At 61.5% G+C, this 13,767-nt stretch carries 11 protein-coding genes; 5 read left to right on the top strand and 6 right to left on the bottom strand.

Going from position 1 to position 13,767, the window contains the following annotated elements; translation table 11 throughout:
- The first annotated feature begins 135 nt into the window (after positions 1 to 135).
- Together ahpC and ahpF are read left to right on the top strand one after the other, a co-directional pair.
- Positions 136 to 699 carry an alkyl hydroperoxide reductase subunit C gene (ahpC, locus tag LNV08_RS20590; RefSeq protein WP_263535617.1) on the top strand — a complete coding sequence of 188 codons (564 nt, stop codon included), beginning with the start codon at positions 136 to 138 and terminating at the stop codon, positions 697 to 699.
- A 222-nt stretch (positions 700 to 921) separates the two neighbouring features.
- On the top strand, positions 922 to 2,481 hold the full coding sequence (gene ahpF / locus LNV08_RS20585; protein ID WP_263535616.1) for an alkyl hydroperoxide reductase subunit F: 1,560 nt from the start codon (positions 922 to 924) through the stop codon (positions 2,479 to 2,481).
- A 4-nt stretch (positions 2,482 to 2,485) separates the two neighbouring features.
- Here the strand turns inward: ahpF and rarD are convergent, their stop codons facing one another.
- The gene (gene rarD / locus LNV08_RS20580; protein ID WP_263535615.1) at positions 2,486 to 3,376 is read right to left on the bottom strand and encodes an EamA family transporter RarD; all 891 of its coding nucleotides are present in this window, start codon (positions 3,374 to 3,376) and stop codon (positions 2,486 to 2,488) included.
- A gap of 43 nt (positions 3,377 to 3,419) precedes the next feature.
- A complete protein-coding gene (locus tag LNV08_RS20575) occupies positions 3,420 to 4,109 on the bottom strand; it encodes a pseudouridine synthase (protein WP_263535614.1) in 690 nt (229 codons plus the stop codon).
- A gap of 219 nt (positions 4,110 to 4,328) precedes the next feature.
- Between LNV08_RS20575 and LNV08_RS20570 the strand changes: the two genes are divergently transcribed.
- Positions 4,329 to 4,736, top strand: coding sequence for a hypothetical protein (locus tag LNV08_RS20570; RefSeq protein WP_263535613.1), 408 nt, complete (start codon positions 4,329 to 4,331; stop codon positions 4,734 to 4,736).
- On the opposite strand, the gene LNV08_RS20565 is transcribed toward LNV08_RS20570, so the two are convergent.
- Positions 4,737 to 5,138, bottom strand: coding sequence for a YchJ family protein (locus LNV08_RS20565; RefSeq protein WP_263535612.1), 402 nt, complete (start codon positions 5,136 to 5,138; stop codon positions 4,737 to 4,739). It abuts the gene before it with no gap.
- Between the two features lie 57 nt (positions 5,139 to 5,195).
- On the opposite strand from LNV08_RS20565, the gene LNV08_RS20560 reads away from it, so the two are divergent.
- Positions 5,196 to 7,613, top strand: a complete 2,418-nt coding sequence (locus tag LNV08_RS20560; protein WP_263535611.1) for a UvrD-helicase domain-containing protein — start codon at positions 5,196 to 5,198, stop codon at positions 7,611 to 7,613.
- Between the two features lie 16 nt (positions 7,614 to 7,629).
- Here LNV08_RS20560 and LNV08_RS20555 read toward each other — a convergent pair whose 3' ends face one another.
- The 3 genes from LNV08_RS20555 to LNV08_RS20545 form a co-directional block, all read right to left on the bottom strand.
- Positions 7,630 to 7,887 (bottom strand): MoaD/ThiS family protein, encoded by a 258-nt coding sequence (locus LNV08_RS20555; protein WP_263535610.1) that lies wholly within the window; start codon positions 7,885 to 7,887, stop codon positions 7,630 to 7,632.
- A gap of 7 nt (positions 7,888 to 7,894) precedes the next feature.
- The gene (locus tag LNV08_RS20550) at positions 7,895 to 9,082 is read right to left on the bottom strand and encodes a WD40/YVTN/BNR-like repeat-containing protein (RefSeq protein WP_263535609.1); all 1,188 of its coding nucleotides are present in this window, start codon (positions 9,080 to 9,082) and stop codon (positions 7,895 to 7,897) included.
- A gap of 154 nt (positions 9,083 to 9,236) precedes the next feature.
- Positions 9,237 to 11,204 carry a PhoX family protein gene (locus LNV08_RS20545; protein ID WP_263535608.1) on the bottom strand — a complete coding sequence of 656 codons (1,968 nt, stop codon included), beginning with the start codon at positions 11,202 to 11,204 and terminating at the stop codon, positions 9,237 to 9,239.
- 329 nt (positions 11,205 to 11,533) lie between these two features.
- On the opposite strand from LNV08_RS20545, the gene LNV08_RS20540 reads away from it, so the two are divergent.
- The gene (locus LNV08_RS20540) at positions 11,534 to 13,738 is read left to right on the top strand and encodes a carboxy terminal-processing peptidase (RefSeq protein ID WP_263535607.1); all 2,205 of its coding nucleotides are present in this window, start codon (positions 11,534 to 11,536) and stop codon (positions 13,736 to 13,738) included.
- The last annotated feature ends 29 nt before the right edge of the window (positions 13,739 to 13,767 follow it).

Below are 13,767 nucleotides of genomic sequence, written 5' to 3'. Positions count from 1 at the left end.
ATAGGCTCAGGCAATGACGGTGATTTGATTTATCAAAACTGCGGGCAAGCTCTTGCTCTTATGATTCAGGCACTGCAAGTTTTTTACCGTGTCTTTCGTTCGTTAGTTTTGTTTTTCAACCCAAAGGAACCCGTCATGTCCCTGATCAATACCCAAGTCCAGCCCTTCAAGACCGAAGCCTTTCACAACGGCAAGTTCATCACCGTCAGCGAAGAGTCGCTGAAGGGCAAGTGGTCGGTGCTGATCTTCATGCCAGCGGCCTTCACCTTCAACTGCCCAACCGAAGTGGAAGACGCGGCCGAGCACTATGCCGAATTCCAGAAGGCCGACGCCGAGGTCTACATCATCACCACCGACACGCATTTCTCGCACAAGGTCTGGCACGAGACTTCGCCTGCGGTGAGCAAAGCCAAGTTCCCACTGGTGGGTGACCCAACCCACAAGCTGACCCGCGCATTCGGCGTGCACATCGAAGAAGAAGGTCTGGCGCTGCGCGGCACCTTCGTGATCAACCCAGACGGCATCATCAAGACTGCCGAGATCCACTCGAACGAAATCGCCCGTGACGTCAAGGAAACCCTGCGCAAGCTGAAGGCCGCCCGTTACACGGCCGCCAATCCAGGCCAGGTTTGCCCAGCCAAGTGGAACGAAGGTTCTAGGACCATCGCTCCGTCGCTGGATCTGGTTGGCAAAATCTAATGAATTGCGGGACAGACCGATCGAGCGTCAGCGAGTAGCTCTGTCCCCAACTGACTAGGTCGCCTAGATCAAATGTTTGTCGAAGTTGCAGGCCCGGGAGGGTTTGCACTTTCCCCAGCGCAACGCTTGGACTTCAAGCCACGCTGAAAGCGTCCCGGCCTCGACCAGGGTGTTTTCAATGTGACTTAGCCTAGTCACGCCTAAACCCCAAGGAGAACCGCCATGTTGGACAGCCATCTGAAGACCCAGCTCCACGCCTACCTCGAGCGCGTCACGCTGCCGTTTGAAATCGAAGTCAGCCTGGATCAGCGGCCCGAGTCGGCCGAACTGCTGGACCTGCTGCAAGAGATCGCGGCCATGTCCGACAAGATCACGCTGAAGACCGACGGCCAAGACGCGCGCCGCCCGTCCTTCAGCCTGAATCGCATCGGCTCGGACATGAAGTTGCGCTTTGCCGCCATCCCGCTCGGCCATGAGTTCACGTCTCTGGTGCTGGCGCTGCTGTGGGTCGGCGGCCATCCGCCCAAGGTCTCTGACGAGACGATTGCGCAGATCAAGGGCCTGGACGGCGAATTCAGCTTCGAGGTCTATATGTCCTTGACCTGCCACAACTGCCCGGACGTGGTGCAGGCACTTAGCTTGATGGCGGTGCTGAATCCCAAGATCAAGACCGTGGTGATCGACGGTGGCTTGTTCCAGGACGAGGTGAACGAGCGCGAAATCATGGCCGTGCCCAGCATTTACTTGAACGGCGCGGTGTTCGGTGCCGGCAAGATGAGCGTCGAAGAAATCGTCGCCAAGCTGGACACTGGTGCGGCGGCCCGCGACGCGGCCAAGCTGAGCGAGAAGGCACCGTTCGACATGCTGATCGTCGGTGGCGGCCCGGCCGGCGCTGCGGCTGCCGTGTACGCCGCTCGCAAAGGCATTCGCACCGGCATCGCCGCTGAGCGCTTCGGTGGCCAAGTCAATGACACGATGACGATCGAGAACTATGTCTCGGTGCTGGAGACCGACGGGCCGAAATTCGCCGCCGCGCTGGAAGCGCATGTCAAGGAGTACGACGTCGAGATCATGAATCTGCAACGCGCCGAAGCGCTGATCCCAGCGACGACGCCGGGCGGCCTGATCGAGATCAAACTAGCCAACGGTGGCGCGCTGAAGGCCAAGTCGGTGGTCCTGTCGACCGGCGCGCGCTGGCGCCATGTCGGCGTGCCCGGCGAAGAGGAATACAAGAACAAGGGCGTCGCCTACTGCCCGCATTGCGACGGCCCGCTGTTCAAGGGCAAACGCGTGGCGGTCATCGGCGGCGGCAATTCAGGTGTTGAAGCGGCGATCGATCTGGCCGGCATCGTCGCCCAGGTGACCTTGATCGAATTCGGCGAGGCCTTGCGTGCCGACGCGGTCTTGGTCAACAAACTCAAGAGTTTGGCTAACGTGACGATTCATGTGAACGCGCAAACGACCGAGTTCACCGGCGCGGCCGGCAAATTGAATGGCCTGAGCTACACCGACCGGGTCAGCGGCGAGGCCAAGCACATCGAGCTGGAAGGTGTGTTCGTGCAAATCGGCTTGGTACCCAACACCGAGTGGTTGAAGGGTGTGGTCGAGCTGAGCAAGCATGGCGAAATCATTGTCGACCCCAAGGGCCAGACCTCGCTGCCCGGTGTGTTCGCGGCGGGCGATGCGACGACCGTGCCCTTCAAGCAGATCATCATCGCGACTGGCGATGGCGCCAAGGCGGCACTCGGCGCGTTTGATTACATGATGCGTTTGCCTGCCTGAGGTTTTAGGCCTGGGCTGTGCGCCGGCTGGCCCACCAGCCCTCCAGGCTGTAGGTCAGCAGCGCCGCCCAGATCAAGGCAAAGCCGAGCAGGCGCGAGGGCTGCATGGGCTCGTGGTAGAGCCACACGCCCAGCATGAACTGCAGCGAGGGCGAGATGTATTGCAACAGGCCCAGCGTCGCCATGGGGATGCGGCGGGCGCCGGCCGCGAACAGCAGAAGAGGGATCGCGGTCAGCGGCCCGGCAAACAGCAGCCAGCCCATCGTCGCGACTTCACCCTGGGTGACCGCCGCCGAGATGGCGCTCTGGCCGGTCCAAGTCCACCAAGCCAAAGCGGTCAGCGCGATCGGCGTCAGCATCAGGGTTTCCAGCGTCAATCCCTCCAAGGCGCCCAGCTTGGCAATCTTGCGCAGCAGGCCGTAAAAGCCAAAACTGATCGCCAATACCAGCGCCACCCAGGGCAGGCGGCCGGTTTGCAGCGTCAGCCACAAGACGCCGGCAGCGGCCATGGCGACAGCGGCCCATTGCAGCCGGCGCGGCCTCTCATGCAAAAACACATAACCCAGCGCCACATTGACCAGCGGGTTGATGAAGTAACCCAGACTGGCGTCCAGCACATGGTCGGTTTGCACGGCCCAGACATAGACCACCCAGTTCACTGACAAAAGCAAGGCCGACAGCATGAAGGCGGCCAGCACCTTTGGGGTTCGGCGCAGTTCGCCCAACCAGGCCCAGCGCTTCATGAAAGCCAGGATCCCCAGCATAAAGACCAGACACCACAGCGTGCGATGCATGACCACCTCCAGCGACGGCACTTGGGCGATCTGCTTGAAGTAGAGCGGGAACAAACCCCAGGCCAGATAGGCGAGGGCGGCATAAACGATGCCGCGGCTCATGTTTGGGGTGAGGTCGGTGATGGGATCATGGGCCCATTGTCGGCTAAGGATTTTTGAGCAATTGCCATTCCTCGCCCAGCGGTGCGTGTAGCAGCAGCGGCGCGCCGCTGACGGGATGCGCGATCTGTAGCTCCAGCCCATGCAACCACAGGCGGTTCAGGCCCAGATGAGCAGCCACGGCACGGTTGTGCGCGCCCTTGCCATGGGTGGTGTCGCCGATGATGGGGTGAGCGATGTGCTTGAGGTGGCGGCGGATCTGGTGGCGCCGGCCTGTCAGCGGGCATGCCTCGACCAAGGCGTAGCGGCTGCTGGCAAAGCGTCCTTCGACGCTGAACGGCCATTCGATCTGTTCAAGGCAACGCCAATCGGTGCGTGCGCTCAACATGGTTTGGCCGGCCGAGGGCAGCTCCGGGTCGCGTGCCAAGGGGTGCTCGATCACGCCGCTCTCGGCTGGCCAGCCGCGCACCAAGGCTCGGTAGCGTTTGTGCGCCCGGCCTTGCTCGAAGGTCTGGCCCAGCAGTGAGGCGGTTTGCGCATCGAGTGCAAACAGCAGTAGCCCCGAGGTGCCTTTGTCTAGCCGGTGGGCCGGCCAGACCTGCCGCCCCAACTGATCGCGCAGCATCTGCAGCGCGAATTGCTGCTCGTGAGCGTCCAGCGCCGTGCGGTGGACGAGCAGGCCGGCCGGCTTGTTGATGGCGACGAGGTGTTCGTCGATGTAGATGATTTGCAACATGGCTGATGGTGAATATTGCCTATGCGAGCCAAGGCTGCTCTATGAAGGTGCGATTTCACACAGATATGACCGATACCCCATTCAGGGGGTATGGCGCGTATGGGGCAGCACCGAAAGAATGCTGTCACACGCCACGCGCATCATCTCAGCTGTGTGTGAATGAATCGTTTGAACCAAAGGGTTCGAACAAAGTTGTGCAAAGCATCAGGAGTCAACATCATGCCTATAACCTTCCGTGTTGGATATCGCTCGCCCTTGGTCAGCGCCGTGGCTTGGGCCCTGATGCTGCTGGGCTTGTTGGGCCTGGGTCTGAGCGGCTATTTGTTTGGCCACATGAGTGGCTTTGCGGCTGCCGGACATAGCTGGTGGTTGATGGCTGGCCAGGCGCTGTTGGTGCTGGCCTCGGCTGCGTCGATTGCGTCAGGTCAGGGGCTGCTCCGCCGCCTGGAGTGGGCGCGCCGCTTGAGCTTGGGCTTGCTGGCGCTGATTTTGTTCTCGCTGCCGGTGCTGCCTTGGGTGGCGGGCTCGCCTGTGATACTCGGTCTGGCTTGCTTGGCCGCAAGTGCGGCGCTGCTGTGGGCCTTGCGCGAACTGAACACGATGCTGGTTCGCCAGGAATTCGCCTGATCAGCCAATCTCTCCGTCGAGATAGAGCCAGGCGCCATCCACTCGTTCAAACCGGCTGATCTCGCTCATCCGGTAGGCCCGCCCCCCCAGCTTGCTGCGGGCCACGAATTCCACCAAAGCATGTTCGGCATCTTGCCGGACATGCTTTTTTACTTGCAGGCCCAGCCATTTCAAACCCGGCTCGTTCGGCGTCAATGTGCTGGGTCGGCTGCTCGGGTGCCAAGTCGCCAGCAAATAGTCCAGCAGGTCCAGCACATAGGCGCTGTAACGTGAGCGCATCAGCGCTTCGGCATCGGCGGCGGTCAACTTGCCGGTGGCCGCAAAGTGCTGGTGGATGAGTCCGCAGCATTGCCCGTAGCTGGACGGTAGGCCGCAGGGGCAGGGAAGGTTGGAGTCATTCATGGCGACCCGCATCATGCCGTAAATTCGATTTCACGCGGGCCTCTCTAAAATGCCCCAATGAACCTGCCCCCGCAAGACGATTTCTTCGCCGCTCCTGATGCACCTGTTGCTGCTGTTGACGCCACCGGCCTGCTGAAGAGCCTCAACCCCGAACAATACGCGGCCGTCACCGCCCCGGCCGAGCCCTGCTTGATCTTGGCCGGCGCCGGCTCGGGCAAGACCAGGGTGCTGACCACCCGCATCGCCTGGCTGATGCAGACCGGCCAGGTCACACCGGCCGGCGTGATGGCGGTGACCTTCACCAACAAGGCGTCCAAGGAGATGCTGACGCGCCTGACCGCGATGCTGCCGGTCAATGTGCGCGGCATGTGGATTGGCACTTTCCACGGTCTGTGCAACCGCTTCTTGCGTGCACATTGGAAGTTAGCGGGTCTGCCGCAGGGCTTTCAGATTCTCGACAGCGCCGACACCGTCTCCGCCATAAAGCGGGTGATACGCGCTATGAAGCTGGACGAGGAGCGCTTTGTGCCCAAGCAGGTCGGCTGGTTCATCGCCGGCGCCAAGGAGGATGCCAAGCGCCCCGGTGATATTGAACCGATCGACGAGCAGACCAAGACGCTGATCGCGATCTACCAGGCCTATGAAGACCAATGCCAGCGCGAGGGTGTGGTCGACTTTGCCGAGTTGATGCTGCGCTCCTATGAGCTGATGAAGAGCAATCTGGCCATCCGCGAGCATTACCAGCGGCGCTTCCAGCATTTGCTGGTGGACGAGTTCCAGGACACCAACAAGCTGCAATACGCGTGGTTGAAGATGTTCGCGCCACCAGGGCGGGGTCAGGGCGTGATCGCGGTTGGCGACGATGACCAGAGCATCTACGCATTTCGCGGTGCGCGGGTCGGCAATATGGCCGATTTCGAGCGGGAATACCGGGTCAAAAAAGTCATCAAGCTGGAGCAGAACTACCGCAGCTTTTCCAACATCCTCGACTCCGCCAATGAGCTGATCAGCCGCAACAGCAAGCGCCTGGGCAAGACTCTGCGCACCGACGCCGGCCCCGGCGAGCCGGTGCGCGTGTACGAGGCGGCGAGCGACTTTGCCGAGGCGCAATGGCTGATCGAAGAGGCGCAGGCCTTGCACCGCCAGGGCGTGGACCGCAAGGAAATCGCCGTGCTCTACCGCAGCAATGCGCAGTCACGGGTGATCGAGTCGGCGCTCTTCAATGCCGGCATTCCTTACCGCGTTTACGGCGGCCTGCGCTTCTTTGAGCGGGCCGAGGTCAAGCATGCGCTGTCATATCTGCGCCTGCTCGAGAACGCCAATGACGACACCAGCTTTTTACGCGTGGTCAATTTTCCGACTCGCGGCATCGGTGCGCGCGCGATCGAGTTGCTGCAGGATGCGGCCAGGATGTCGGGCCGCAGCCTCTATCAAAGCGTCGGCGCGGTGGCCGGCAAGGCGGGCAGTAATTTGCAAGCCTTCACGCAGCTGATCGACTCGACCCGCAATCTGACGCAAGGCTTGACCCTGCGCGAGATCATCGAACAGATTCTGGAAATCTCTGGTCTGTCCGAGTTTTATCGCAATGACAAGGACGGCGCCGACCGGCTGGAGAACTTGGGCGAATTGATCAACGCCGCCGAGGCCTTCGTCACGCAAGAGGGTTTTGGCAAGGACGCTGTGGCGTTGCCGGTGGATGAGCTGTCGCCGGGCGCCATCTCGGAAGGGTTCCCGACTGCTGTGGCACCCGCCAATTTCACGCCCGATGCCGAGACCGGCGAGATCATGTCGCCGCTGGCCGCCTTCTTGACGCACGCCTCGCTGGAGGCCGGCGACAACCAGGCGCAGGCCGGCCAAGACGCGGTGCAGCTGATGACGGTCCATTCCAGCAAGGGCCTGGAGTTCGATGCGGTCTTCATCACCGGCCTGGAAGAGGGCTTGTTCCCGCATGAAAACTCGGCCTCCGACGCCGATGGCTTGGAGGAAGAGCGCCGGCTGATGTATGTGGCCATCACGCGGGCACGCCAGCGCCTTTATCTGTGCTTCAGCCAGACGCGGATGCTGCACGGCCAGACCCGCTACAACGTCAAGAGCCGCTTCTTTGACGAGTTACCCGAGAGCGCCTTGAAATGGCTGACGCCGCCGCGCCAGGCTTTTGGTTCCGGCTTTGCCAAGGAATACCAAAGCGCCTGGGAGCGCGGCTCGGGGCTGAAGTCCATGGTCGGCGCGGGTCGCGTCAATCACGACAAGGCCGCCTGGGCCGAGCCGGCCGTGCCAGCGGCGATGAAGAAAAAAGAAGACGCGGAGCATGGCGGGCTGAAGGTAGGCAAGGGCGTCTTCCACACCAAGTTCGGTGAGGGCGTTTTGCTCACGCTGGAAGGTAGCGGCGCCGACGCCCGCGCGCAGGTCAACTTCGGGCGGCATGGGATGAAGTGGCTGGCGCTGTCGGTGGCGAAGCTGACGCCGATCGACTGAACGGGTTTGTAAGCTCTTAGCCCCCGCTGAGCGCCAGCACGATGGCGACGAAATCATTCGGCGCCAAGGCGTGGCTCAGGTCGCGCACGCCGACACCGTTGACGAAGATGCGCATATTCGGCCGCAGCTGATTCTGCTCATCGACGACGCGAAAGCGCAGTCCGGGGTAGCGGCGCTCAAGCTCGGCGAACAGCTCGTTCAACGAGTCACCGGTTGCCGTGATCTGGGTTTCGCCGGTGTACGAACGTAGGGCGCTCGGCAGCAAGACGTTCACGTTTGAATCACGGCAAGGTCGCGACTTCCACCGCGTAAATCTCAGGCAGGTGGCGCGCGATATTGACCCAGTTTGCGCCTTCCTCGTGCCCTATCCACAACTCACCGCTGGTCGTGCCCAGGTACAGGGCGGGGACAGCCTGTGTGTCTACCGTCATCGCTTGGCGCTTCAGCGTCCACCAGGCTTGGCCGCTAGGCAAGCCCTGATCCAGTCGTTGCCAGCTTTTGCCGGCATTGCGCGTCACATAGGCGGCCGGGCGCCCGTCGGGGCTGGTGCGCGGCCAGACGTCGGTGCCGTCCATCGGAAAGACCCAGGCTGTGTCGGCATCAAACGGGTGCACCACCATGGGGAAACCGATGTCGCCGACGCGCTTGGGCATCTTCAGGCCTATGCGTTGCCAGACGTCGTCAGCAGGGTCGCCGGTCCGGTCCAGCCGGTAGATGCCGCAATGGTTTTGCTGGTAGAGCCGGTCCGGATTGCTCGGGCACAGTCGCAGGCAATGCGGGTCATGAAAGGTGACGGTGTCGGGGTCAAAGCCGCCGACTACCTGCATGCCCTTGATCAAGGTGGCCCAGCTGCGGCCGCCGTCGCGCGACTCGTGCACGCCGCCGCCGGACATGCCGAAGTACAGGTGCGCGGGGTCACGCGGGTCAATGATGATGGAGTGCAACTTAGGGCCATCGGGCGTGCCGTCCTGCACCGAGCCCATCCATTCGAGCAGCTGCGGGTTGTCGTTGACGCCGGGCAGTGGCGCCCAGCTGACGCCGCCGTCTTCAGAGCGGAACAGGCCCTGCGGCGAGGTGCCGGCGTACCAACTGCCTGTCTCGCTGGCATGCCCCGGGCTGAGCCAGAAGGTGTGGTCGACCGAGCGCGCCGGTAGCTCACCGGACGGCTTTGCGAAAGCGGGTGGTTGCTGCGCCTCTTTCCAACTACGGCCTAAATCCGTGGAGCGGAAGATCGTGGGCCCAAGGTGGCCGGTCTTGGCAGCAGCCAAGAGCGTGCGGCCGTCGCGCGGGTCCATCTGCAGATGGCTGATGGTATGGCCGAGGAAATGCGGGCCATCGACCTTCCAGCTCCTGCGGCGGGCGTCGCCGTGAAACAGCCAGGCACCTTTGCGCGTGGCGACGAGGATGACGAGACGCTGCGAAGCTTTGGCTTTGGACGCGGGCTTGGCACGAGCTGAAGTTGTGCTCATTGAAACTCCTCTGCGAACGCTTGCAGATAAGTTTAGTGCTGGGATAGTGGCCAGGCACTGAGGTGTGACCCTGACAAAACAGCAGGCCCTGGCCGCATCGCGCGAGCAGGGCCTGCTAGCTAACAAGTGGCCAGTGAAATGGCCGAACCTGGTGTTAGAGCTTGTTCAACTTGACGCTGGTGGCCTCGGCCGTCAGGTAGCCGACGGCAGCGCTGGCGCGGCCGGGGAAGTTCTTCAGCACCAAAGGTTCCAGCGTGGCGCGCACCTTGTCGTGCAAGCCCTTGCTGTCCCAGTCACCGGGGTGCTGGAAGTTGCTGGTGATGTAAGTCCAGCCATTCAAGTCGTCCACCACGCCCAGGCCGGTCGCTTCGGCGCCGACCGGCATCGACACTAGGCGGCTCAAGGTCTTGGTGTCGACGTTGTAGGCCCAGACGAAGTTGTTGACATGGTAGGCACTGTCTTCGCCAATGAAGAGGGTACGCAGCTTCTCGGAGAACTTCAGATTGTCCGGCGCACCGATCTTGTCGGGGTTGGCCTTGTTACCCAAGGCATCGGGCGTGGCCAGGTCTTCACCGACCAGCAAGGCCTTGGTCAGCGAAGGCACCCACTCGCTGTTGATGGCCGCGCCGGCGATGTCTTTCTGGCCCGCGCTCAGCGTGTGAGCCAACACAGCGCCGGCGTTGACGACTTTGTCGATCGCGATGCCGTAGTCGGGATTGTTGGCCGATTGGCCTTTGACCATCGAGCTCTGCATATTCTGCAAGGCCGAGTAGGCGATCTTGTCCTTGGCGTTGACGGTCGTGCCTTCCATCTTGGTGAAGGCCATGCTGCCGCCCTTGATCGCCGCATAACGGTGGGTTTCCAGGAAGGCTGCTGCCTTGTCCATGCCGGGCTTGACCTTGGCCCATTGCACCGCGCCGCTGAACCAGATCTTGGTGAAGCTGGCATCCTTGGGGTCGGCAGTGACGACATCCATGATGTCGGCCGGCTTGAGCGTGTTGGCCAGCGCTTCGATCTCGGCGCTGGTGGCCGATCCGAGCTTGATCCAGCTCAGTGCCGCACCTGCCGCTGCGGTGTCGATCGAGAAACCGGCGCCGACCTTGGCCACATAGAGCGAGCCCGCCGACAGGTCGGCGTCTTTGTCCGCCACGAACATGAAGAAGCCGCCGTTGGTAGCGTCATCACCCATCAGTGCCGTGCGCTTGTCCGGCATGACTTGAATCAGCTCATGCGAGATGCGGCCCAGGCAGTAATGCTTCTTGATGCTGCCGGTGCCGTCTGGATTGACCGTCACTTCGGGCAGATGGCCGTAGTGGTAGAGGTTGGCCTTGGTCTCGTCGCCGAAGGTGTTTTTGCTGAAGGCCTTGTATTGGGCGGTCAGGCCAGCACTTGGCGTGAACATGTCTGGTTCGTATTCTTCGCTGGACAAATGTGTACCCCATGGTGACAGGCTGGAGCCGCAGGTGATCCACAGGCCATGCACCGAGGAGGTATCGACGTTGTGATACTTCACCAGGCTGAGCTTGCCGGTGGCTTGGTCTTGGTCCAGCGTCAGCACGGCGATCGGCGAGGGCAGCTTGCCGTACATATCGGTCTTGTCGTCTTGGGCGCGGGTGGTGTATTCAAACTGGACCACGGCGAACACGGCTTTGCCTTTGATGCCGGTCACGGTCGGGTTGGGCAGGCTCAAGAGCGAGGTGCCGTCCGGCGAGTCCGAGAAGAACTGGCGCTCCTTGCCGGCCACGCTGCTGTCCATGATGGGCTTGTTATTGATGTCCACATAGCCGCCGGCCAGCACGGTGCCGCCCTTGCCGTCCGGCACTTGGCTGCCGGTCATGAAGAAGGATTCGTATTTCAGCTTGAAGCTTTGTTTGCTGCCGTCGCTGAGCGTCACATCCAAGGCCGAGGCGACTTCGGTGCGGGCCATTGCTTCGGGGGCGAGCAAGGTCGGCGCAGCCATGGCTGCAAAGGCTGCCGAGACGTAGTTGACGGCCGGCGTGTCATCACCACCGCCGCAGGCGCTCAACAGGCTTGCGGCACCGACGCCGCTCAAAGGCAACATCATGGGCATGCCCAAAAACTTCAGGGCTTGGCGGCGGGAGGGTTGAGTAGGTGTCGACATAGGTGCTGCAGATGAAAGAAAAAAATTGCTTGGCTTCAAGCTGATGAAAGGCGTCAGGCCTTGGATCCACCCATGGGCAAACCCTCCGCTTACGCAAGCCCGCAATGTAGGGGCCGCGTATGTCATGACGATGACTGTTTCTGTGTGAATCTGTGTTTTGCCTTGTTGGATGAGCATTTGGCCGGCGAAGTGCTGGGCTGAGCTGGGCCGAAGTACAAGCACAAGCACCCGGTTAATCCTGGCCTAATGCCGATCGGTTAAGCTGATCCCACTGCCTGTAGCGACCTTGCCCGGGAGCAAGTGGCGATGATGAATTTTGGAGTTGCTGAATGAAGAAGAAGTCTTTTGTGTTCTTGATCTCCCTGGGCCTGGTTCTCTCCAGCCTGGCAGCGGCGCCCGAAGCGCCAGCGCTGCTCAAGCCCCTGCCTCAGCAAGGTCTGGCCGCCACGATGTCGGCACAAATCCTGACTCGCCATCACTACAAGGCCCAGCCCTTGGACGACGCGATGTCGGAGAAGATTTTTGATCGCTATCTGAAGTCACTGGACCCCGAGAAGTTGTTCTTCTTGCAATCGGATATCGATCAATTTGCTGCAGCGCGCACCAAAATGGATGACGCGATTGGCACGCAAGACCTTGCCACGCCGTTTGCGATGTTCAACCTCTACCAAAAGCGCGCGCAGGAACGCATGCTTTATGCGCGCGAGTTGCTCGACGGCAGCTTTGACTTCACCGAAAAGGAAAGTTATCGCTTCTCACGCGAGAAGGAGCCCTGGGTCAAGACCGAGAGCGAGATGCGCGATCTTTGGCGCCAGCGCGTTAAGAACGACTGGCTGCGCCTGAAGCTGGCGGGCACCACGGACAAAGTCATCAAGACTACGCTGGCCAAGCGTTATGACAATTCGCTCTCTCGGATGAACAAATTGAAGAGCGAGGACGTGTTCCAGCTCTTCATGAATGCCTACGCGACCTCGGTCGAGCCGCATACCAATTACTTAGGTCCCCGGGCGAGCGAGGCCTTTGATATCTCGATGCGTTTGTCCTTGGTTGGCATCGGTGCGGTTTTGCAAGAGCGTGATGAGCTAATCACGATCCGCGAATTGGTGCCCGGCGGGCCGGCTGCGCGCTCCGGCAAACTCAAGGTGGGTGATCGCATTGTTGGCGTCGGTCAAGGTGCGGACTCAAGCCCGGTTGACGTGATCGGATGGCGTTTGGATGACGCGGTGGACTTGATCCGCGGCAAGAAGGACACCGTCGTGGTGCTCAATGTTTTGCCGGCCGCCGCAGGCCCGGATGGCAAGCCCCAGACCCTGTCCTTGGTGCGCAACAAGATATCGATGGAGCAGCAGTCGGCCAAGAAGTCCATCATGGACATCAAGCAGACTTCGACCACGCGCCGCATCGGCGTGATCACGCTGCCGACCTTTTATCAAGACTTTGAGGCCCGCGCCCGGGGTGACAAAGACTTCAAGAGCGTCACCCGTGACGTGGCGCGTTTGCTGGCCGAGCTGAAAAAGGAGAAGGTCGACGGCGTGATGATCGACCTGCGCGACAACGGCGGCGGCTCGCTGGCCGAGGCGGTGGAGCTGACCAGCCTTTTCATTGGGCCGGGCCCGGTCGTGCAGCAGCGCAATTCATCCGGCGATGTGCGGGTAGAAAGCGAGCGCGGCGCGGCGGTGGCTTGGGACGGCCCGCTGGCGGTCTTGATCAACCGCGGCTCGGCCTCGGCCTCGGAGATTTTTGCCGCTGCGATTCAAGATTATGGCCGCGGCATCATCCTGGGCGAATCCAGCTTCGGCAAGGGCACCGTGCAGACTATGGTCAATCTGGACAAGATGGACCGTTCCGCCCGGCTGCCCGGTGCCGACAAGCCCAAGTACGGTGAGCTGAAGATGACGGTGGCGCAGTTCTTTCGTGTGAATGGCGGCACCACGCAGCTGCGCGGTGTGAGCCCCGATATTGGGCTGGCGAGCTTTTCAGACAATGAGAGCTTCGGCGAGTCGAGCTATGACAACGCTCTGCCTTGGGTGCAGATCAAACCGGCGAATTACCAGGTGCTGGGCGATATGAAGGAGTTGCTGCCGCTGTTGCAGATCCGCCATGAGAGCCGCGTTGCCAAGGACCGCGACTACCAGCTCTTGCTGGAAGACATCAAGGATTTCAACGTCCAGCGCAAGGTCAAGATGGTGTCGCTGAATGAGGTCGAGCGCCGTGCCGAGCGGGATGCCCGTGCGCTCAAGACCAAGGAGCGCGAAGCCGCTCGCCTGGCCGACAAGGGCAAGGGCGATAAAAAGACTACCAAGGCCGAGCAGGCCGCCGCCAAACTGGCCGCTCAGGATGACGGTTTGCAGGCCAATGAGCGCAGCTTGGCGGATGAGTTGGCGGCCGAGAAGGCCCGCAAAGACACCCGCGACGTCTTGTTGGACGAAGCCGCCCATATCCTGGGCGATGCGGTGGACCTGCTGCAAAGCAATTTGAAACTCGCCGATCAGGTCACGCCAGGGTTGGCTCGCAAGAATCGCGCGGCTCAGTGAGCCAAACGCAGGGAGCCAAGCGCAGTGAG

Source organism: Paucibacter sp. TC2R-5, assembly GCF_025717605.1.
Taxonomy (GTDB): domain Bacteria; phylum Pseudomonadota; class Gammaproteobacteria; order Burkholderiales; family Burkholderiaceae_C; genus Paucibacter_A; species Paucibacter_A albus.
The sequence above is the reverse complement of the archived record's forward strand: the minus strand, read 5'-3'. Positions and strand labels throughout refer to the sequence as shown.

Excerpts from the sequence above, each read along its gene's own strand:
- LNV08_RS20575 (WP_263535614.1), bottom strand. The coding sequence starts at position 4,109 with ATGTTGCAAATCATCTACATCGACGAACACCTCGTCGCCATCAACAAG.
- LNV08_RS20540 (WP_263535607.1), top strand. The coding sequence starts at position 11,534 with ATGAAGAAGAAGTCTTTTGTGTTCTTGATCTCCCTGGGCCTGGTTCTC.
- LNV08_RS20545 (WP_263535608.1), bottom strand. The coding sequence starts at position 11,204 with ATGTCGACACCTACTCAACCCTCCCGCCGCCAAGCCCTGAAGTTTTTG.
- ahpC (WP_263535617.1), top strand. The coding sequence starts at position 136 with ATGTCCCTGATCAATACCCAAGTCCAGCCCTTCAAGACCGAAGCCTTT.
- LNV08_RS20570 (WP_263535613.1), top strand. The coding sequence starts at position 4,329 with ATGCCTATAACCTTCCGTGTTGGATATCGCTCGCCCTTGGTCAGCGCC.
- LNV08_RS20565 (WP_263535612.1), bottom strand. The coding sequence starts at position 5,138 with ATGAATGACTCCAACCTTCCCTGCCCCTGCGGCCTACCGTCCAGCTAC.
- ahpF (WP_263535616.1), top strand. The coding sequence starts at position 922 with ATGTTGGACAGCCATCTGAAGACCCAGCTCCACGCCTACCTCGAGCGC.
- rarD (WP_263535615.1), bottom strand. The coding sequence starts at position 3,376 with ATGAGCCGCGGCATCGTTTATGCCGCCCTCGCCTATCTGGCCTGGGGT.
- LNV08_RS20560 (WP_263535611.1), top strand. The coding sequence starts at position 5,196 with ATGAACCTGCCCCCGCAAGACGATTTCTTCGCCGCTCCTGATGCACCT.
- LNV08_RS20550 (WP_263535609.1), bottom strand. The coding sequence starts at position 9,082 with ATGAGCACAACTTCAGCTCGTGCCAAGCCCGCGTCCAAAGCCAAAGCT.